This window comes from Paenibacillus harenae DSM 16969 (genome assembly GCF_000422465.1).
GTDB classification, from domain to species: domain Bacteria; phylum Bacillota; class Bacilli; order Paenibacillales; family Paenibacillaceae; genus Pristimantibacillus; species Pristimantibacillus harenae.
This window is the reverse complement of sequence record NZ_KE383843.1, coordinates 1-21,925: the sequence shown is the minus strand read 5'-3', so window position 1 is coordinate 21,925 and position 21,925 is coordinate 1. Positions and strand designations below refer to the sequence as shown.

The following is a 21,925-nucleotide window of genomic DNA, read 5'->3' as shown; positions in this document are numbered from 1 at the left end:
GCGAAAGCGTGATCAGAGGCCCCAATCTCGATTTTGAGGTTAGGGCCTCTCTTCATTAAGCTGTAAGAGCTATGCGGGAGGTTATGAGAAAACCTCTATCGAGGCCTCTCAAAGATGAACGACCGCGTTTAGAGGTAGGTTTTATCGCCAAATAGAATTTCGGTCTCCGATGACTCGGAAACTTATAAATTCTATTGTGGTCAGAAAATCAGGCTATGAATGTTCGAAAAAAAGGAGGCAAATGATATGGACTTATCGCAAATAAGAGCGCTTACCAAGAAGGTTATTTCTAGTATTCTTTGTTTTACGTTAGCCATGACTTTTACAGGTTTTGGAGGCATCGAAACAGCGAATGCGGCTGTTTCGCCGCTCGTTACTTCTTACAAACCGCAGGCAGTAAGTGCCGATGTAAATGCTTCTTACACGGACGCTAGCGGAAACACGGAAACGGCGAAGATCCATCATCCGGGCATTGCCATGTCGCTGGCCGATCTGGACAATATGCGCGATCATGTAAGAGCAGGGGACGAGCCATGGAATACGGCGTTCCAGGCGTTTGCGAGCGATCGCAGATCCGGCAAAACTCCGCGTATATTCTATGAAGAAGGAAGAGACGTGTTTGTAAATATCCGCGGCCCCTGGGCTGCAACCATCGATGGGATCTATTACTCCAATCCCAGCGACTATGCGGGAACCCGTGCGAATACGGATTCCGAAACTGCTTTTCATCAAGCCATTATGTGGTACATTACCGGTGATGAAACGTATCGTTCGAATGCGATGTATATCATAAGATCTTATGCCGGCATCCAGTCTGTCGCTGCGCATACGAGCTTCCGTTTCGCAACGATGACTTATTTGCTCGCAGCAGCGGCAGAAATTTTGCGTTATTCCGATACACCGACGGGGAGTCTGAAATGGAATGAAACCGATACTCAGAATTTTATCAATATGATGGAACTTTGCTCGGTCACTTATAACGCGCATTATTTTTTCATGAATCAGCACCAATTCACGGTTATGGGAACCATGGCGCGAGCGATCTTTACAAATGACTTGGAGCTTTATGCGGAAGCCGTAGAAGCAACAACAGTGAATGCATTAGGCGATGATGGGGGAAGAAACGGTTCGATCAAGCAGCAGATGAGGTGGATGACGAAAAATGAAATGACAGGTGAACCGCTCGACCCGTCGGATTATCATGTGCAGTTAATCGAAATGGGGCGCGATCAGGGGCATACTTACGCCGATATCGCCGGACTGTCTACATTGGCGCAAACGATCTATGCCCAAGGGACGAAGGTTGACCCGGAAGATGGAACGATGTCAACTGCAGCGAATGCGGTGAATGCATTCAATTTCCTCGATGACCGCTTGCTGGAAGGGACGACTTATGCTCTGAAATATCATTTGGGTTATGATGTTTTATATTCACCTGCATGGGCAAATCAAAGCAGCACATTCCAATATTTTGAGTCGATAAGCCCATGGCCGGGCAGGGGTAGATTCGATCCTTACTTAAGTGTTCTATATAACTATTATAAATATATTGAAGGGCAGGATATGACCCAGGAAAAATTCAAATACTTGGCCTATGCCTATGAAACGAGAATGCCGGAAGTTGCAGGAAAGGATTATCCGCTTGCGACTTTGTTGTACACGCCTGATGCGGCTATAGCGGATGGCTTGAGCAACAAGATCTCCTTAGGCGGCATAACAGGACTAACGGCAACGATGGACGGCTCGGATGCGATCAACTTAAGCTGGACGGCTGTATCGGGAGCGCTCGGTTACAACATTTACAGATCAACAGAAGAAAATGGAACGTATACACAGATTAACAGTGCGCCAATGACAACAACGTCTTATAGCGATACAGGCTTATCACATAATACGATCTACTATTACAAGGCAGGAGTGTCCGGCGGACCGACGTCGGCCGTTGTATCGGCAACAACGGGACGAACCGGCGTTCCGGCCTTTGATGTAAGCAATTATGTCCTTAATGTCAATCATACGCACCAATCCGTACTAAGAGTCATTCATCCGGATCGAAGCAGCCAGGAGCTTACAAGTCAAGCAAGCTTTACCTCATCCGACCCGGCTGTGGCAACCGTCGATTCGGCAGGTTTGGTGACCGGGATAAGTGTGGGTACGGCTACGATTACCGCGACATATAACGGTCAAGCTTATCATGCAACCGTAAAAGTCATCGTCGACACCAATTTAAAAGCCTGGTATAAATTTGATGAAACGAGCGGGACTTCTGCCGCAGACGCATCTGGATATGGCAATACCGGGACAGTATATGGCGGCGCAGCCTGGACAGCCGGGCCAACAGGCAACGCAGTAGATCTTGACGGGACAAACGGCTATATTGCGCTTCCTGCAGGTAGTGTCTCCGATGCCGACACAATCACGGTTGCGGCGTGGGTTAATCTGGATACCGTGAGCAACTGGACGCGTATATTTGATTTCGGTTCGGGAACCTCTACCTATATGTTACTTACGCCGAAAAACGGAGCAAATGAAAAAATCCGCTTTGCGATCAAAAATAATAATTCGAGTGAGCAATTCATTGAAGGCCAATCGGCGCTGCCGACGGGAGGCTGGCATCATGTGGCCGTCACATTAAATGGTTCAACCGGCACTCTCTATGTTGACGGTGCCCAAGTAGGGAGCAATACGTCGATGACGATTAAACCGTCCGATCTGGGCGCAACGACTCAGAATTGGATCGGACGCTCCCAATACTCCGACCCGTATCTCGACGGACGGGTGGATGATTTCAGAATCTATACCCGTGCGATAAGTTCATCGGAAGTTGTCAGTGTGATGAACGGACAAACATTGGGCACCGTAACGGCAGCGCCAACAGGTATAGCGGCAACAACTGCAGACCAGAGTTCAATTGCCTTAAGCTGGTCGGCTGTACCGGGAGCAACGGGATATCATGTATACGTCGCCGATTCTTTGGCGGAGAATGACATCTATACCAAGGCAAATAGCGATTTGATCACAGGAACATCGTATGCCAGCCTGGGATTGAAGGCGAACACAACCTACTATTACAAGGTAACGGCAGTAAATGCAGCAGGAGAATCAAGCGTGTCGGCAATTGCTTCGGCAACAACGGGCAGTATGCCGGACGTCAGCCTTATATCCTGGTATAAATTCGACGAAACAAGCGGAACTAAAGCCGCAGACGCATCGGGATACGGCAATAACGCGACGATCAATGGCGGTGCAGCCTGGACGGCAGGTCAATTCGGAGGCGCAGCGGAGCTTGACGGAACAGACGACTATATTGCGCTTCCTGCAGGTAGTATCTCCGGGGCCGATACGATCACCATTGCGGCTTGGGTGAATCTGGATAGTGTGAGCAACTGGGCACGTATTTTTGATTTCGGTTCCGGAACTTCGACCACTATGTACCTCACGCCGAAAAATGGAGCGAATGGAAAAATCCGCTTTGCGATCAAGAACAATGGTTCAAGCGAACAAATCATCGATGGGACTGAGGCGCTGGCAATTGGAGGCTGGCATCATGTGGCCGTCACATTAAATGGATCCACCGGCATTCTCTATGTTGACGGTGCCCAAGCAGGGAGCAATACGTCGATGACGATTAAACCGTCCGATCTGGGCGCAACGACTCAGAATTGGATCGGCCGCTCCCAATTCTCCGATCCGTACCTCGACGGACGAGTTGATGACTTCCGAATTTATAACGAAGCTCTGCCTGCCGACGAGATCGCCTCCCTTGCCACGGCCGGTCTGATCACCTGGTATAAATTTGACCAAACAAGCGGGACAGCAGTTGTAGACGCGTCTGGAGACTTCAATAACGGGACTCTAAATGGCGGTGCAACCTGGACAGCAGGCATGAGCGGCAACGCAGCAGATCTTAACGGAACAAACGGCTATATTGCACTTCCTTCCGGTATTGTCTCCGGGGCCGACACGATCACCATTGCGGCTTGGGTAAATCTGGATAGCGCTAACAACTGGACGCGTATTTTTGATTTCGGTTCCGGAACTTCGACCAATATGTTCCTCACGCCGAAAAACGGAGCGAATGGAAAGATCCGCTTTTCGATCAAGAACAATGGTTCGAGCGAACAAATCATTGACGGGCAGTCGACGCTGCCTACGGGAGGCTGGCATCATGTGGCCGTCACTTTAAATGGTTCGACCGGTACGCTCTATGTCGACGGTCTTGAAGTGGGGAGCAATACGTCGATGACCATTAAACCGTCCGATCTGGGAGCTACGAATCAAAATTGGATCGGCCGTTCCCAATATACCGCCGATCCGTATCTCGACGGGCGAGTGGATGATTTCACGATCTATAACCAAGCTCTCTCTGCCGGCGAGATCGCTGCCTTGCAGGATTGAAATAGGCGGATAGTTCATGTAAAGCTGGGATGTCGCAGCGCAACAAAGTTATAGAAGAGTGAGTTTCAGTCATCGGCTTCAATTTGTTTTAGCAAGCTGGCATTTCCGTGCGCCCCCTGTACTTTAGTGCAGGGGGCAATTTTTTTCCATGAATTGAAAATCAAAGATATTGTTTTAATAAATGAAGTCTATATCATGCTACTTTTTGTCCTGAAATTCAAGGTTTAGTGTTATAACATCATATATAATCCGTATTGAAGAGAAATTCAAGAAATCGGGAGTGTGAGTAGAATTGTCAGCATAGCGAAAATGGGGGTTAGCATGAAGGCCGACTACAAGACAATATATTCGGCTTTGTAAAAAGTAAGCGGTTACACGTTCGGAGACGCTACTTTCATTGATACCCTATAACGTGACAACGAATGTATGCGCTGGAGGCGGCTGTTTCGTTCGCAGCCAAGCAGCCCGGCGGCTCCTGAACCGATCCGTGTCGCGCAGCCAGACAGCGATCCTTCTTTGTCATTCGATGAGGACACAAAAAAAATATAGAGGGAGTTGTTGTTGAGATGTCAAATCAACCGGGTGGGGGGAGCAAGATGGAAGCGAAACTGAATGATCAAGCTTATACGTCAGTTGCGATGAAGCGGTATCCGTTTAAAGAGAAGCATAAATTATTCTTCATGGCTTTTCCTTTTCTGGTGCTCGTCTTTATATTCTCTTATTTGCCGCTTTACGGCTGGATCTATGCCTTCTACGACTACAGACCCGGCATTCCATTGTCCCAAACCGAGTTTGTTGGCCTGCAATGGTTTACATCGTTGGTGTCGAATCCGTACCAGATGGAGGAAGTTCTCAGAGTCTTGCGAAACACGTTCGCGATCAGCGCGCTTGGCATTCTGACTTCGGTTCTTCCGGTTATATTCGCGATATTCTTGATGGAAATAAAGAACAATTCATTTAAGAGAATCGTACAGACGCTGACTACTCTGCCGAACTTTATCAGTTGGGTGCTGGTGTACTCCTTCGCCTTCATGTTGTTTTCTGTCGACAATGGCTTACTGAACAACTTGCTCATGAGCATGGGCTTGATCGAACAGCCGCTGAATATTCTTGGATCGGACAACCACACCTGGCTGTCTATGACTTTGTGGGGGGTATGGAAAGGACTCGGCTGGGGAGCGATCTTGTACATTGCCGCGATTACGGGCATCGATCCGGAATTGTATGAGGCGGCGAGAGTGGACGGAGCAAGCCGGTTCCGGCTGATGTGGCACGTGACGGTTCCCGGGATTATGCCGACATTCTTCGTGCTGCTCATACTCGGGATCGCGGGTTTTATCAATAATGGATTTGAGCAATATTTTGTGTTCTCGAACGCGATGAACATGAGTCATATCGAGGTGCTTGATCTTTACGTATACAACGTCGGGGTGGTAAACAACAACTTCGGGTTCGCGACAGCGATCAGTATTCTGAAATCGATTGTCAGCTTGGTCTTGCTGTTTGCAGCCAACAGCCTGTCTAAGCTGGTTCGCGGCGAAGGCGTCATCTGAGTCATCCGAGGAAGGAGAAACAACATGGGGAAAAATAACAGGATTACAATTTTTGACGTAGTTAACTATACGCTGTTTGCCTTATTTACTTTGGCTTGTTTCTTTCCGTTTTATTATTTGTTCATCAATACAATCAGCAGTAACGACTTGAGCAGCAGAGGACTTGTTATGTTCTACCCCCAAGAGATTCATTTCAGCAACTATATACAAGTGTTCAAGATTCCAGGGCTGAGCCAAGCCACGCTTGTATCCTTTGGACGCACTGTGATCGGCACGGTGCTGACCGTGGCCGCTTCGGGTTTTCTTGGTTACTTGTTTTCGAAACCTACAATGTGGGGGCGCAAGTTCTGGTACCGATTCCTCATCACCACAATGTACTTTAATGCCGGTTTGATTCCCTGGTTCCTGGTCATGCTTAAGCTTGGCCTCATCAACAATTTCCTGGCCTATGTTGTGCCTGGGATCGTCTCGCCGTTCTTCATCATCCTTGTCAAAACGTTTGTCGAGTCGACGCCGATTTCCCTGCAGGAATCGGCGCAACTCGAGGGAGCAGGCAATTTGACGATCTTCTGGAAGATCGTCATGCCTTTGATCACGCCGATTCTGGCCACGATCGCCATCTTCACGGCCATCGGACAGTGGAACTCGTTCCAGGACACGTTGTTTCTGGTCACGGATTCGAACCTGTTTACGCTGCAATTTATTCTGTATCGCTATTTTAACGGAGCTACATCGTTGGCAACTCTGATGCAGTCCGGGGCTAGCGAAAATTTGGCCAATATACAGACGGCTACTTCGATTCGGACGACGGTATCAATGGTTGTCGTCATTCCGATATTGCTCGTCTATCCGTTCTTCCAACGATACTTTGTCAAAGGAATCATGATCGGCGCTGTAAAGGGGTAAATGGGGAGTACCGGGAAGGAGGTGAGGGCGGGTCGTTGTAAGCATGAAAATTCACCAAATGGGAGTCAGCATTCTCAGCAATGAAAGAGAAGGTTTTTGCAGGTACATGACAAGGAGGTTGACAAAGACATGACAAAAAGAAATAAATGGACAGCAGCTGCTGTCGCGATTATCGCCATGCTTGTATTCTTATCCGCGTGCTCCGGTTCAGCGGGAAGCAACTCGGGAAGCAACTCGGGAAGCAAGGCAGGCAATAACGCAGAGACGGAAGTAAGCCCCGATCCTTCGGAGCAACCGGAGATCACGCTGAATGTGTTCTCGAACCTGTCCAACTATGCCGGTGAGCAACCGGGTTGGTTCGGGAAGTTGATCAAGGATAAGTTTAACATCAAATTAAACATTATTTCCGGCGGGCAAAGAGAATCTACGATGATGGCCTCCGGTGATTTGGGCGACATCGCGGTCGCAATCAATATAGTGGATGCTACCAAAGCCGGCTTGCTGCTGGATTGGAACAAGGACGGCCTGCTTGACAAATACGGCCGGGACATTAAGGAATATGCCGGTCAGTCGCTCGATGCCATCAGCAAGCAGTATGGCGGCGGCACGGCGGTTTACGCTGTCGGCCATAACGTCGGAAGCGGCAGCGGCCCGAGCGAAGGCGCCAATATGACGTTTGGCCCGTGGCTTCGTTGGGACTTATATCAACAACTGGGAAGCCCGGAAATCAAGACGGTGGAAGACTACCTTTCCGTTATGAAACAAATGCAGGAGCTTAGTCCGAAGAGTGACTCCGGCAAGCCTGTGTATGGGTTTTCGTTATGGTCGGATTGGGACGGCACCGGTTCAATGAACGTCGGATCCATTGCCGCATTATACGGCTATAATGTAGGGGACGGATTTAACATCGCCGACTTAATCCTAACGAAAGCCGATGAAGCGAAGTGGCAAGGCTTGATCGACGAAAACAGCGCCTACATGAGGGGCTTGAAATTTTTCTTTGAAGCGAATAAGATGGGGCTGCTCGATCCGGATTCTTTGACGCAGAAGTTTCCCGACGTGGCTAACAAGTATAGTGACGGTCAAGTTCTATTCGCGCAATTCCCTTGGGTTACCGATGGCTACAACACCGAGGAGCACGTGAACGAAGGCAAAGGCTTCGCGTTCGTGCCATTCGCCGAAGAGCAAATGTCTACTGTCGGATACAATCCTTATGGCGGTAATTGGTATTGGTCTATTGGCGCGAAGACCAAATATCCGGAGCGCGTGATGCAATTCATGAACTGGATGTTCTCGCCGGAGGGCGTTCAGGAGAGTCGAACAGGTCCGAAGGGCTTGATGTGGGATATCCAGGACGGCAAGCCGACTCTGACCGAATTTGGTTACAAAGCGATCACCAACTCCGTCAATATGCCTGACGAATATGGCGGCGGGCTGTTCAAGGACGGAGGAAACCAAATCAACAACAGTACGCTTAATTTGTCCACGATCAATCCGGAAACAGGGGAACCGTACGATCACACGATGTGGACCTCTTATTTGGAGAACAATCCGAATCCGGTCACGAAGAGCTGGCGGGACGCTATGGGTGAACTGACGGTGAAAGACTATGTTGTCAAAAACAACAAAGTAGCCGTGCAGCCTCCATACTTTAGCGAGCAAGCTCGAACGGAGGAACCGTCCAGCATTAAGCAGAAGAAATCCGAAGTGGGCAAAGTTATCAAGGAATATTCCTGGAAGATGATGTACGCGAAGGACGATAATGAGTTTACCAGGTTGAATGAGGAAATGGTATCGAAAGCCAAAGGCCTGGGCTACGATGAAGTAGTTAAGTGGCAAGCCGAGAATTACGAAAAAACGGTCGGTGCGGCTTTGAAAAAGTAATCAACCAGGAAAGAGCTTCGTGAAGATCAAATTCCGTGGGCGAAATAAGCTCGCGGAATTTTTTTTATCTTCAACAGTGTAGAAACACAAAGCGCCTGGAATGCAATTGGCTAAATCATGCTAATCGATGACCTGAAGATCAAGGTTCAATCTAATGTCGTGTTTTATAATCCGAATGGAAGGACTTTGGTATCGCATCAAACAATCTTAGCCAGATTTGCTCAGCAACTGAAGGGCAAGCCTATTACGTATTATATTATTGATGCAGGCTGGTTCGCTATGAAAGGAAAAGGTTGGGATAATAATTCACGGAGAAGCAGGATTGATGCCTGCTCCTCTTTTTTTGAGGCTTTGATTTTATCAAAAGTCCAATTCCCGAAAAGCTGTGGCAAGAGGGAGCGGGTTGGAGTGCTTAAGGAGGGAATCTGACACTGAGCTGCTTACTTTATGCAGCCTCTCCTTACTTCCCCGTTACAGCGTACTTCACCTCGTCGGTGATCGTGCCGCCGCCGGAATCCATCCAGGTCTTGACGTAATCGTCGAAGGCTTCCACCGGAAGCTCGCCCATGACAATCTTTAGGAAGGTATCGTTTTCCAATCGCTCCAATTCACCCCAGTAGTTGGGCATGGAATCTGACGTATCGTAGAATACGCCCCGGACTTTAACCATAGGGGTAGTGACCAGTGCCTTCACGCCGGTTTGGAAGGCCAAGGCTGTCATACTGTTGTAGACGTTGCTCTTGGGGTGAGCCTTCTCCTGAACGATACTTTCGTAGACGAGCCTTGACTCTACATCGAGTGAAGCTGGATCCTTCTTTCCCTGGAGGACACTCTCGACATCCACGTATCGCTTCTCGATGGCATCGGTGAAGTCCAAGAGGTGATCAATCGGGAAGTAATTACGCAACTGAATCCCGCCACGGAGGAGCTCGTCCTCCAGCTTTTTTACTTTTTCATTATTGGGATCCTGCTTCCGATTCAGCCGGGTTTCGATGTTCAGAACCTTGACGACGGCTTCAGGATGCGGGTATCCCTTGCGCACGACCAGATAGCTGTTCATGACAGGAGCGATGTGGGTTACGAATTTGCCATCCTCATTCAGGGGAACCGGATAGGCCTTCCAATCCGCGCTCGGATCGATGCTGTTGAAATTTCCCAAAGGCCAATAAGGCGCCCACCATGGTCCGAAAAACAGTCCGGTCTTGCTCGAATGGATCGGTTCATGGGTATTCTTGTTGAGGGCGAATCGGTTATCGATGAGCCCCCGCTTATACCAATCCGCCAGCTTGGAAAGTGCCTGTTTGTTCTCCGGCATGATGGAACCATAGAGGATCCGTCCTGTGGAGTCCTTGATCCAATTCTTCGGGTAAGCCCCGAACGCGTGGAAGATGGAGTCAAAGCCGCACACCGCAGGATGCTTGCCGTAGACGATATTCCGATAGCCGCACAGTCCTATCGTATTGTCTTTCCCGTCTCCGTCAGGGTCCATGTTGATGAAAGCCTGGGCGATCTGCTCCACATCGGTCAAGGTCCTTGGAGTCGGAAGATGCAACTTGTCAAGCCAATCCTGGCGTACCCAGAGCAAGGAATGAGAATCGGATTCATAGGTCGCATTGGGCAGCGCATAGAGCTTGCCGCCGATGCTGGCAGCCTGCAGGGCGGTATTGTTCGCCGAAGCATAGATGTCCTTAACCAGCTTGGAAGCGTAGGTTTCATAGATGGCGCCTAGGTCCTGGATCATGTCCATCTCCGTCAACTTGCGAAGCTGGCTCCGGTTCACGATCATGGCGTCCGGCAGATCCTTGCTGGCAATGGCCAGCTCGACCATTTGATTATAGGAATCCGCCCCCTCCGCTTCCCAAGAGGGAACGACCTTGACGTTAGACAGCTCTTCGATATACCGGACAACCGGGTTATCGAGGGTGGCCGGGATCGGCATGCCAACCCGCATGGTGACCGGTTCAACCATTCTACTGAAGGCAAGCTCCCCCACAGCAGCGTCGATGGAGGAATCCCGAGAAGTCCCGGCGTGGTCTGAACATGCGTTTATGAACAGGGCTAGCAAGCAAGTAAGAATAAACCAACGCCTTTTCACTTGAACTCTCCTCCCGACAACTTATTCAGAACGGTTTCCCGTTCATCCGAAACTCTGTGGGATACTTGCCGAACAGATCCCGGAACAGCTTGCTGAAGTACTTGTCATCCTCGAAGCCGACGGACATGGCGATCTCATAGACCGGGGTATCGCTCTCCAACAGATAAGCCTTGGCTCGTTCCATCCGCATCATGCGCAGCACGTCTTTGAAAGGCTGTCCGGCGAAACGGGAGAAGCATTGGCTGAAGTAGCTGCGGCTCATGTTCACATGATCTGCTACATCGGCCTGGTTCATCTTGTCGTATGCATGGAGTCTCATATAGATCATGGCCCGGATCAGGCACAGGATGACTTCTTTGGACAGGCCCAGATCCAGCATCCGCCGCTTCGCAAGATCCGCGATCCGTCTAAGCCAGACCGTCCAATCAGGCCAATTCCGGCACGAGCGGGAGTCTTCGAGCAGATGCTCCGCTTCCGTCTGGCTGAATAAGCTGCCTTTCCAATCTCTGCACAGGGCTTCGCCGAACGCCAGCAGCCGGTCCGAACCGGGACGGCGTTCCTCCACCTCGCCGATCAGGCGGTTCCAATCCTCCGTGCCGAATGCCCACCGCAGGTCCTGATGCCGGTTCAGCCACTCCTCCCCCGGAGCCGAGTCATTCCCGGAACGGGAGGGGGAAGAGTGGATCAACTTCCCGTAGGTCAATTGGGCCAACGTTCCGGATCGGCTGTGATAGAACAGGGCGTTCTCCAGATGCATCCGCACCGTCTCCTTGAACTCTTCCAGAGGAACATCCTGGAGATCCGTAATCAGCGTAATCTCCCACCGTTCTCTTATCGCACGGGTCAGCTCCCTAACCAATCCGTCCGATGGTATGGGATGGACCAGCGGCACCATGCCACCCTCCTCCCACTCGATGAACGGATTGTTCCGTACGGGAGACAGAGCGAACAACTCGCTCTTCTCTGATTCCGGCAGCAGGGGACGGAAGACGAGGGCGGATGAGGCCGGCATGAGCCTTTCGGCGGAACCGTTCGAAGAGCTCGCCCGCATGGCTTCCTCCCAGCGGTACCGTTCGATGATCCGGGCGATGGTGTCGTCCGCATTTTCCATTTCCAATAGCGTCTTCACGATGTAATCGATCACACCGAGCCGCAGAGCTTCTTGAATATAATCGAATTCATGATGACAGGTCAGTACGACTGTGCGAACATGGGGGAATTGCAGCCGGGTCTGCTGGATCAACTCAAGGCCGGACATTCCGGGCATGGTGATATCCGTGAACATCAGGTCGACCGGCGTGGACCGGATTAGCTTCAATGCGGAGGGTCCGTCTGCCGCTTCCCCAACGATGGCAATGCCTAAGGCCGACCAGTTGATCATGGAGATTAACCCTTTGCGGACCAGCTTCTCGTCATCCACTATAACGGCTTTAATCATCGAACTCCTCCATCCTTCTCATGGGTATCACAATGGTAATGATCGTTCCGACATTCTGTTCGCTCTCTATGCTTAGCTTCATATGAACTCCATAATACCGCTTCAGCATCCGATGCACATAGGACAGCCCGATGCCCAACCCCCGCTTCCTGCCTGCTTCATCATCCGTAAGGAGCCGTTCCGCCGTCTCCTGATCCATCCCCGTTCCGTTGTCTTCCACCCGGAGCATCACCCAACTATCGTCTTTGATCCGGATCGTGACGGCGACCTTTCCGCCGTGATCACCGGTCCCATGGTAGATGGCGTTCTCGACCAACGGCTGCAGAAGGAACCGGGGAACCGCCACATGAAGGGCTTCGTCATCCGAATCCAGCGAGTAATGGAATTCATAATCATACCGTATGCGCTGCAGGTCCATATAGTTGCGCAACGCGTCGATCTCGTCGGCCACGGTAACGATCAGGCTTTTTTTCCCCAGGTTGTAGTGCAGGACCTTGATCAAGAGAGTGACCAGCTTGTCGATGTCCTGCTGGCCATTCATCCGGGCCAGCCATTGGACCGTATTCAAGGTATTGTGAAGGAAATGGGGGTTGATCTGGCTGAGCAGCTTTTCCACCTCGAACCGGCCCTTCTCCTTCTCGTTGGTTTCCACCGTGTGAATCATTCGGTTGATCTGATCCTTCATCTCCTGGAAGTTCTCCAGGACGAAGTTGAACTCCTGGACATTCGTGTACGAGACCTGACTGGAGCGGTTCTCGACCATGCGGACGATCTCCACATTGACCTTATGCAGAGGCCGGTAGATGTGTCTCCAGATGAGCCAGGCCAGCAGCACAGCGAAGATCAGGGTGGACAGTGCCACAAGGATCATGGTCCTAAACCAAGCCACAATCTCGCTGTTAAAGGTGGAATTATGGACAACTCCAATGAGCTGCCAGCCTTGGCTGCTGGCGTAGCGGAACAAATGGCGGGACGAGAGGAACCGGTAGTCACCGATCTTATTTTGACTGATGGCATCTCTTATATTCTGAGGCAGCTCCGGGTCCTCAACATAGGCTGTCTTATTGTTCACGTTGACAAGGACATGCGATACTTTCATGCCATAAGATTGCTTGTTCAAAATATTATCTATAAGACTGTAATGGGTCTCCATATAGAGGAATAAGGGACGTTTGCCTGAAACGCTGACGGCGCGCATTGCCGATAGGACCAAGCTGCCCCTGCTGCCGTATTGGGTCGGATGGGGGCCGAAATAATCCGCCCCGTTGTAATGGATGAATTCCGGCAGGGTACTGCTGCTGAAGGTCTTGCCGATGTCCGGATTGGCGAAGAGAACCGACTCGGCGTTCCCGGACTCCCCAAGCTCCAGGAAGGCGGTCAAGCCCAGATAAGGGTTGGTGAAGGCGGCCAGATTCATCCTCTCCTTAATGGAGTCCATAATCTGGGTTTTGTTAAAAACCTGGCTGTCCCGCAATGACAGATAGTCCGACACCTTGTTCACGATCTGACCGTCCAGCGCAAACTGCTTGGTTGCTAAATCCAGGTTGATGACAGCGTTTTCGAGGTTGGCGGCCTCCTGCATCAGGGTGGCGCTGACTCCACTTTTAATCTTGTTTGAGAGAATCGAGTATATGGATGAGTAGGTAAGGACACCGACCAGAACGAGCGGAAGCAGGCAGCCGAGCATCAGGTAGATGACAAGGGTTCGCCGGAGGGATCGTGCCGCTATGCGACCGTGATTGACGGGATGTCCGGGCATCTTAAGCATCTACTCACTTTCGGGAATCATAGGAGAACGGTTATTGTAAGCGTCTTAAATTATAACATTAGATGGAGCGTGTGTTCAATGACAAGGAATTACCTATTCCAGCTCTACTCGGTTCTTTTATGCTGAATGGGTAGAAAACGGTTGCTCAAGGTAAGAACTTTGTTCGATAACCTCCATCCAAAGCTCTAAATGTCGAAACAGCCCTCACACCTAGCTAGATTGCTTATTCCGTTATTCTAAAGAAGAGTAACGAGCGGCTAATTATAAGAATTCCCTAACGGGAGGCTGGGTTCAGGGGAGGGTGACATTTTGAAGATCGTTTATTTGGAATGGTTTACGAAGGACGAGACTTTCCCATTCTTTATCCAATACGGCGGGCACGACGAGGACACAGACTTTCACAAGCATAACGGCTTCTCCGAGATGGTGATTGTGTTAGAGGGGAATGCTACGCATATCGTCAATACCGAAAGCTCCTTAATCAAGAAGGGTGATGTATTTGTCTTGAACGAAGGGACCTGCCATGCATACAAGAATCCTAATAATTTTAAGATTTGCAATATTATGTACCGTTCCGATATACTGCTGTCAGCCGGTCCGGACTTATGGACTTCAAGTGAATATCGCAATTTTCATACCTATAGCAGCAAGCTAAGTTTATCAATTTCCAGCTTTGAATATGTCTCCTCGCTGATCTCTGCCATGATCGATGAACATAAGAGTAGGCTTCAGGGGTATCAGACAATGCTGATTTCTCAGTTTTTGGCGCTTGCGGTCTATTTGTCCAGACAGTATGACAGTACGGAGAAGGGCATGACGAGAAATCAGATGCATCTGGCGAATGTGATCTCCTATATCGGAGATCATTATAACGAGCCGCTAACTTTGGAGAAGATCGCAGCCGAAACTGACATTTCGGTCCGGCACTTGAACAGGACCTTCCAAGCCTATTATCAAACGACGCCGATTTCTTATCTGCAGACGATCCGATTAGAGCGCGCATGTACGCTATTAAAACAGACTAACCTCTCCATTACGGAGATATCCGGCAAATGCGGGTTTAACGACAGCAATTATTTCACCCGTCAGTTTACCCGTACTTACGGGCAATCACCCAGGGCTTACAGAATGAGCCGGCAATCTTATCAACGCGAAAGAAACGGACGAAAGGTGGTACTGTAGCAGTAAATACGATATAGAATTGTGCACTTCTAGATTTGCCGCTCAATCTCGTTTTGGCGGCTTTTTTTGCGCCGAGCTTACATTACACGATTCCAAGTATATCTAATTCAGAATGAATCTGAATAATCTGGAAAGTTAGGATGTCTCTAATATGCTATTTCAATGACTAGAAAATCAAGGCTCCTTGGTGTGCCTTGCTATATAATTGGAAATATTTTGTATCGCAGAAAGGTTGAATAACGTGCCCGAATTTGTTCGATGCGCATCCTCCGCTTCAGATCGACGGCAATTTCGGCGGCACCGCCGGTATCGCGGAGATGCTGCCGCAGAGTCATAGCGGAGAAATCCGTCTGCTTCCGGCACTTCCGGCAGCGTGGCCGACCGCTTTTGTCAGCGGTTTGCGGGCGCGGGGCGGTTTCGAGGTCGATATGGCCTGGAAAGACGGACATATTGCCGAAGCCGAACTGAGAGCGGCGCGGGATGCTCTATGCAGCATACGCGTTTCGAGCGCCATTCGCGTAACGCGGGCAGACGGCTCTGTACTGGCTCAAAGCGATGGTGTGTCGGTGGTAAAGTTTCAGGCGGCCGCAGGGGTCTTATATGTCATTTTCGTGCTATTTTGTGGCCTGAAAATCAAGGTTTTGTAATCAAGCTGTGTCATATAATCATTTAGAAGGCCATATGTATGCGCTTTCGTAAAATAAAACTATTAAAAAAAGGAGACTAGCTAGATGAACATAAGGAAAAAGTCGAGTGGATTCACCCAATCAATCGTTTCATTATTTGTGTCCGTTTCGCTTCTGCTGATGTGCGCGATTCCCGCCGCAGCTGATGACAACGATCCGTTTCTGCCTCCCGGAGGCGCGGACTGGAACAAGCTGAAGGAACTCGCGATCAACGATTTTGCATACGGCTACGGCAATACGGTAACCGATGCAACCTATCTGGGCAAGGCAGGGAGGAAAATCGCTGTCGACAGCTTTTGGGGGGCCAATTATACCCTGAACGGTTGGCAGACGTTGGATATAAGCCCGTACGAGAATGGCACATTAGAGTTCGATGCGGTCGGAGCGGTTGGCGGCGAAACCTTCTCCGTGGGATTTGTTGATGTCGTTACGGAACGGTTGGAGGGCGGAGAGTTTTTTAAGGATAACGATGAGCATCCGCATCAAACCGCTGTGACTGCATCGATTCCGTTAGGAGAGGAACTTACGACAGAATGGAGACATTATTCTGTTCCGCTGAAGGATATCTTTGATTCCAACAGCATATTCAGCAGTTCCAGTGTGCAGTTGCTGAACTTCACCGGTGATAATAATCCGAAAACGTTCTGGATCAGCAATATTGTCATCAAATCGCCTGATAAGGCGGCAAGTTATGCTCCGATCAAGGTGAATCAGATTGGTTATATTGTTGATGGCGAGAAATACGCTCTGGTAAGCGGCTATTACGACGAGCTGACTGCGATGCCTGGCACACCTTTTCAGGTGAAAAAGGCATCGGATATGAGCGTCGCTTACTCCGGCGCGTTGTCCTTGGTCGCAGCCTATGATGCTTCCTCCGGGGAGAAGGTGCTGAAGGCGGACTTCACCGGCCTGAACGAACCGGGCGAATATGTGCTGACTGTGGATGGGATCGCTGAACCTTCCATTGCCTTCCAGATCGGCGATGGCAGCATTTATAGCACTCTCTTGAAAGATGTGCAGAAGTTCTTCTACTTCCAGCGCGCCAATGAGGATCTGTTAGCGGAACACGCAGGGATCTTCGCCAGGACCGGCGATCGCAAGGAAGACCACAACCTTCCGTTCCAATCCGATCCGACGATCACAAAGGATGTTTCCGGCGGATGGTGGGATGCCGGCGACTTGGGCAAATATGTCACAGTGGGAGCGACAGCCATCTCTGATCTCCTCTGGGCATACGAGAGCTTTCCGAGCCAATTCCAGGATCATTCGATGAATATCCCGGAAAGCGGAAACGGCATCCCGGATTTGCTGGACGAGATCAAGGTTGAAACGGATTTTATTCTCAAAATGCAGGATGAGGCCACAGGAGGCTTCTATGCTTACGTCATTCGGGATCATGCGCCGAATCGCTATATCATGGATGGAACGGCAAGCAATAGACTCATACCGACGTTCCACACCGGCGCAGCAGTTGGGGCTCTGGCTCATGCGTATATCGTCATGAAGGATTTTCCCGGGTTAACGGATTATGCCGAGACATTGAAGGTCGCCGCTCTCCGCGGATGGAACTATCTGGAGGAGCATCCGGAATTCATCCCGCAGCCGGATGGTCCATACAACTCCAGCAGCGATGTGAACGACCGCTTCTATGCCGCAGCGACGCTGTACCGGGCAACCGGAGAGCAAGTGTATAACGATTACGTCGTCGCTAATTACTTGAATTTCGCTTCCATTTTCGAGGATGAAACGTTCTCGCACAATACTGGCTCCTTGCATAGGATGGGATTCTACCATTATATGATGGGGGAGCAGCCGAACGCCGCAGTGAAGACATGGTTTGCCGACAAATTTGTACAATGGCGTGACATTATCATCAATGCCAATAGGAATAAATCGGTGTGGGGGAATTCCACCCTGGATGGATTTTATTGGGGAGCGAACTCCAATAATGCCGGCATTCCGGTCGGCCTCGCGATCGGCAGCCGCCTACTTGGACTGTATAATGAAGATGACCGAAATGTAGCAAGCGGCAATCTGAACTATCTGCTTGGGATAAACCCGCTGCAGATGAGCTATATTTCCGGGCACGGAGAGCGCCGGGTGACGAGAACCATCCATGAAGTTTACAATGGCGACTATCTCTTGGAGATGCCGAGCGGTTACATGCCTGGCGGTCCGAATAACAACGGACGCTATACCTTCAGCGCCAAGGCTTACAACGGTTCCTCCATCGACTGGGAAACCAATGAGCAAGCCTTGAATTACAACTCGCCCCTGACCTTCTTGGTTGCGATGTTGTCCGAATCGAATTCGGCTCCAGCCGTCTCGATCACCTCGTATGAGGAAGGCCAGGCAATCCATTTGAATAATCCGCAGATTGACTGGACGTTCCTTGACGCCGACGATGCGGATGTACAAGCTGCCTATCAGGTTCAAGCCTCCGGCAACGGTTGGGAGACGGTTGACGCGGACAGCGGTGAACGGGCTGGCGCATCCGGTTCATACACATTGGATGGATTGGCGGACGGAGATTGGTCGATCAGGGTTCGATTGAAGGACAATCGGGGCGCCTGGTCGGAGTGGGCGTACAGAAGCTTGATCATTGATACGGTTGCTCCTACCCTGAATGTTGTCCTGAATAAGGAAACATTGTGGCCGGCCAACAACCGTCTGGTTAAGGTAACGGCAACCGTTGAAACCGGGGATGAGCTGTCTCAGGTGAAATTGCTGTCCATTACGCCGAACGTAGTCGTCGACAGCTACGAATCCATGGTACAAGAAGCCGATTTCGGCACATTCGATACGGAATTCATGCTGCTGGCCAAAAAAGCCAAGGGTAAAGATCCTCTGGTTTATACAATTACTTACAGAGCGATAGATCGAGCAGGGAATGTTACGGAAGCATCTGTCACCGTAACGGTTCCCCATGATCAGTCAGGAAATAAATAAGCTTGTTCAGAAGCTTGATACCTCCGACCGGAATGGTTCGGAGGTATTTTAATTGGTTTGAATCATCCATCAAGGTGGTGGAGCCGCTATAACAGCAAAAGAAGCAGATCAATCATTGAGGGGGAATGTCTATATGATGCTATTTTCCTGGCTTGAAAATCAAGGTTTATTATCTAGCAATGTAATATAATCGATGATGTAATATAGTATCATATAAATGTATGCGTTTTCATGAAGCAAAGACTTAAAATAAAGGAGACTATCATGATGAAAACAAAGAAAAAGTCGCTTCGCATCATCAAACAACTCATTTCCTTATGCATGTCCGTTTCACTTCTGCTGATGTGCGCGCTACCCGCCGCAGCTGCTGACAGCGATCCTTATCTGCCTCCCGGCGGTGCGGAATGGAACAAGCTGAAGGATCTTATGATCAATGATTATGCATATGGCCACGGCAATACGGTAACCGATGAAACCTATCAGGGCAAGGCAGCGAAGAAGATCGCAACCAACGACTCTTGGGTAGCCAATTATATCACGAACGGCTGGCAAACCTTGGATTTAAGCCCGTACGTGAATGGCACATTGGAGTTCGATGCGGTCGGAGCGGTCGGCGGCGAAACCTTCTCCGTGGGCTTCATGGACGTCGTCTCGGAAAGGCTGGTCAACGGCGAGTTTTATAAGGATAATGACACGACTCCGCATCAAACCTCCGAGGAAGCCTTGATTTCCTTTCCGGAGAGTCTTACGACCGAATGGAAGCATTATTCCATTCCATTGAAGAACATCTTTAACGCCAATAGCATATTCCATAGTTCCAGCGTGCAAATGCTGAGATTCAAAGGGAGTACCTTCCCGACGACGTTCTGGCTCAGCAACATCGTCATCAAATCGCCGGATAAGGCGGCAAGTTATGCCCCGATCAAGGTAAATCAGGTCGGTTATATTCTTGACGGCGAGAAATATGCTTTGGTGAGCGGCTATTACGACGAGTTGACCGCATTGCCCGGCACTCCTTTTCAGGTGAAAAAGGCATCGGATATGAGCGTCGCTTACTCCGGCGCGTTGTCCTTGGTCGCAGCCTATGATGCTTCCTCCGGGGAGAAGGTGCTGAAGGCGGACTTCACCGGCCTGAACGAACCGGGCGAATATGTGCTGACTGTCGATGGGATCTCGGAACCTTCCGTTGCCTTCCAGATTGGAGACGGCAGCATTTATAACAGTCTTTTGAGAGATGTGCAGAAGTTCTTCTACTTCCAGCGTGCCAATGAGGATCTGTCAGCGGAACACGCAGGGATCTTCGCCAGGACCGGCGAGCACAAGGAAGATTACAACCTTCCGTTCCAGTCCAATCCGACGATCACGAAGGATGTTGGTGGCGGCTGGTGGGATGCCGGCGACTTGGGTAAATATGTCACAGTGGGAGCGACAGCCATCTCCGATCTCCTCTGGGCGTACGAGAGCTTTCCGAGCCAATTCCAGGACCATTCGCTGAATATCCCGGAAAGCGGAAACGGCATCCCGGATCTGCTGGACGAGATCAAGGTTGAAACGGATTTTATTCTCAAAATGCAGGATGAGGCCACAGGAGGCTTCTATGCTTTCGTCATTCGGGATAACGAGCCGAATCGCTTTATCATGGATGGATCGGCAAGCAACAGACTCATACCGACGTTCCACACCGGCGCTGCAGTCGGGGCTCTGGCTCATGCGTATATCGTCATGAAGGATGTTCCGGGGTTGGCGGCTTATGCCGAGACGTTGAAGGCCGCCGCTCTCCGCGGATGGAACTATCTGGAGGAGCATCCGGAATTCATCCCGCAGCCGGATGGTCCATACAACTCTAGCAGCGATGTGAACGACCGCTTCTATGCCGCAGCGACGCTGTACCGGGCAACCGGAGAGCAAGTGTATAACGATTATGTCGTCGCCAATTACTTGAATTTCGCTTCTGCATTCGAGGAAGAAACGTTCTCGCACAATATCGGCTCTTTGCATAGGATCGGATTCTACCATTACATGATGGGCGGGCAGCCGAACGCCGCAGTCAAGACTTGGTTCACCGACAAATTCATCCAATGGCGTAACTTGATCATCAACGCCAATTTGAATAAGGCTGTGTGGCGGAATGCCACTTTAAATGATTTCTATTGGGGAGCGAACTCCAATGCGGCCGGCGTTCCGGTTGGCCTCGCGATCGGCAGCCGCATTCTCGGCCTGGATAATGAAGATGTCCGGAAGGTAGCCGCCGGCAATCTGAACTATCTGCTTGGGATTAACCCGCTTCAGATGAGCTATATTACCGGGCACGGGGAGCGCCGGGTGACTAGAACCATTCATGAAATTTACAATCAAGACTATCTCTTGGAGATGCCGAGCGGTTACATGCCTGGCGGTCCGAATAACAACGGACGCTATACCTTCAGCGGCAAGGCATACAACGGTTCCTCCCTCGACTGGGAAACCAACGAGCAAGCCTTGAATTACAACTCGCCCCTGACCTTCCTGGTTGCGATGTTGTCTCATTCGAATGAAGCTGCCATTCAACTTGAAGCCGAACAAGCTGAGCTATCAGGCGGGGTTAAGGTTAATACAAATCATTCGGGATACACGGGCAGCGGCTTTCTGGATGGATTCTGGAATTTTGGAGGAACAGCGACTTTTAACGTTAACGTTCCGGCTACAGGAGAATACAAAGTAACTGCACGTTACGGCAATGCCGCTTCTAATCCGGCTACAGTGAGTCTTATTGTAAATGGAACGAAAATCAAGCAGACAAGCTTGCCTATTCTCGCGAACTGGGATACATGGGGCAATCAAACGGAAACGGTGACATTAAATGCCGGCGTCAATACGATCGCTTACAAATATGACAATGGCGATACGGGAATCATTAACCTTGACCATATTCGGGTTTCTCCTGCGCCAATGGAAGCGGAAACTGCGACCAGGCTGGGATTCGCTTCTGTCTACAATGACTCCTCAGCGTCAGGCGGTCAAGCGGTTGAGTATCTTCATGTGAGCGGCAATGGCATTCAGTTCAACAATGTTCCTGCTGCAACCAGC

Annotated in this window: 11 protein-coding genes; 8 read left to right on the top strand and 3 right to left on the bottom strand. The window is 50.2% G+C overall.

What is annotated here, in order from left to right; translation table 11 throughout:
* The first annotated feature begins 246 nt into the window (after positions 1 to 246).
* From H581_RS34610 to H581_RS0119720, 4 genes are all read left to right on the top strand, one after another.
* Positions 247 to 4,398, top strand: a complete 4,152-nt coding sequence (locus H581_RS34610; protein ID WP_036719462.1) for a LamG-like jellyroll fold domain-containing protein — start codon at positions 247 to 249, stop codon at positions 4,396 to 4,398.
* Positions 4,399 to 4,994: 596 nt separating this feature from the next.
* A complete protein-coding gene (locus tag H581_RS0119730; protein WP_028611531.1) occupies positions 4,995 to 5,951 on the top strand; it encodes an ABC transporter permease in 957 nt (318 codons plus the stop codon).
* Between the two features lie 24 nt (positions 5,952 to 5,975).
* The gene (locus H581_RS0119725) at positions 5,976 to 6,857 is read left to right on the top strand and encodes a carbohydrate ABC transporter permease (RefSeq protein ID WP_028611530.1); all 882 of its coding nucleotides are present in this window, start codon (positions 5,976 to 5,978) and stop codon (positions 6,855 to 6,857) included.
* Positions 6,858 to 6,986: 129 nt separating this feature from the next.
* Entirely contained in the window at positions 6,987 to 8,741 is a 1,755-nt protein-coding gene (locus H581_RS0119720; RefSeq protein ID WP_028611529.1) for a type 2 periplasmic-binding domain-containing protein, read from the top strand.
* A gap of 460 nt (positions 8,742 to 9,201) precedes the next feature.
* On the opposite strand, the gene H581_RS0119710 is transcribed toward H581_RS0119720, so the two are convergent.
* From H581_RS0119710 to H581_RS0119700, 3 genes are read right to left on the bottom strand one after another with little or no spacing between them, the layout of a single operon-like run.
* Positions 9,202 to 10,836, bottom strand: a complete 1,635-nt coding sequence (locus H581_RS0119710; protein ID WP_156889644.1) for a type 2 periplasmic-binding domain-containing protein — start codon at positions 10,834 to 10,836, stop codon at positions 9,202 to 9,204.
* 25 nt (positions 10,837 to 10,861) lie between these two features.
* Positions 10,862 to 12,274, bottom strand: a complete 1,413-nt coding sequence (locus tag H581_RS0119705) for a response regulator (RefSeq protein ID WP_028611526.1) — start codon at positions 12,272 to 12,274, stop codon at positions 10,862 to 10,864.
* A complete protein-coding gene (locus tag H581_RS0119700) occupies positions 12,267 to 14,042 on the bottom strand; it encodes a sensor histidine kinase (RefSeq protein ID WP_084134663.1) in 1,776 nt (591 codons plus the stop codon). The genes H581_RS0119705 and H581_RS0119700 overlap by 8 nt, the downstream gene beginning before the upstream one ends.
* Positions 14,043 to 14,351: 309 nt before the next feature.
* On the opposite strand from H581_RS0119700, the gene H581_RS0119695 reads away from it, so the two are divergent.
* The 4 genes from H581_RS0119695 to H581_RS34600 form a co-directional block, all read left to right on the top strand.
* Positions 14,352 to 15,224 carry a helix-turn-helix domain-containing protein gene (locus H581_RS0119695; protein ID WP_028611524.1) on the top strand — a complete coding sequence of 291 codons (873 nt, stop codon included), beginning with the start codon at positions 14,352 to 14,354 and terminating at the stop codon, positions 15,222 to 15,224.
* A gap of 251 nt (positions 15,225 to 15,475) precedes the next feature.
* Positions 15,476 to 15,871 (top strand): glycoside hydrolase family 95-like protein, encoded by a 396-nt coding sequence (locus H581_RS39480; protein ID WP_028611523.1) that lies wholly within the window; start codon positions 15,476 to 15,478, stop codon positions 15,869 to 15,871.
* Positions 15,872 to 15,955: 84 nt separating this feature from the next.
* Positions 15,956 to 18,859 (top strand): glycoside hydrolase family 9 protein, encoded by a 2,904-nt coding sequence (locus H581_RS34605; RefSeq protein WP_051251083.1) that lies wholly within the window; start codon positions 15,956 to 15,958, stop codon positions 18,857 to 18,859.
* A 264-nt stretch (positions 18,860 to 19,123) separates the two neighbouring features.
* The coding region (locus tag H581_RS34600; protein WP_156889643.1) for a glycoside hydrolase family 9 protein at positions 19,124 to 21,925 on the top strand (2,802 nt) is incomplete at its 3' end.

Bases quoted from the DNA above. Each gene is read 5' to 3' on its own strand.
- H581_RS0119720 (WP_028611529.1), top strand. From the start codon at position 6,987: ATGACAAAAAGAAATAAATGGACAGCAGCTGCTGTCGCGATTATCGCC.
- H581_RS0119705 (WP_028611526.1), bottom strand. From the start codon at position 12,274: ATGATTAAAGCCGTTATAGTGGATGACGAGAAGCTGGTCCGCAAAGGG.
- H581_RS0119730 (WP_028611531.1), top strand. From the start codon at position 4,995: ATGGAAGCGAAACTGAATGATCAAGCTTATACGTCAGTTGCGATGAAG.
- H581_RS34605 (WP_051251083.1), top strand. From the start codon at position 15,956: ATGAACATAAGGAAAAAGTCGAGTGGATTCACCCAATCAATCGTTTCA.
- H581_RS0119700 (WP_084134663.1), bottom strand. From the start codon at position 14,042: ATGCTTAAGATGCCCGGACATCCCGTCAATCACGGTCGCATAGCGGCA.
- H581_RS0119725 (WP_028611530.1), top strand. From the start codon at position 5,976: ATGGGGAAAAATAACAGGATTACAATTTTTGACGTAGTTAACTATACG.
- H581_RS34610 (WP_036719462.1), top strand. From the start codon at position 247: ATGGACTTATCGCAAATAAGAGCGCTTACCAAGAAGGTTATTTCTAGT.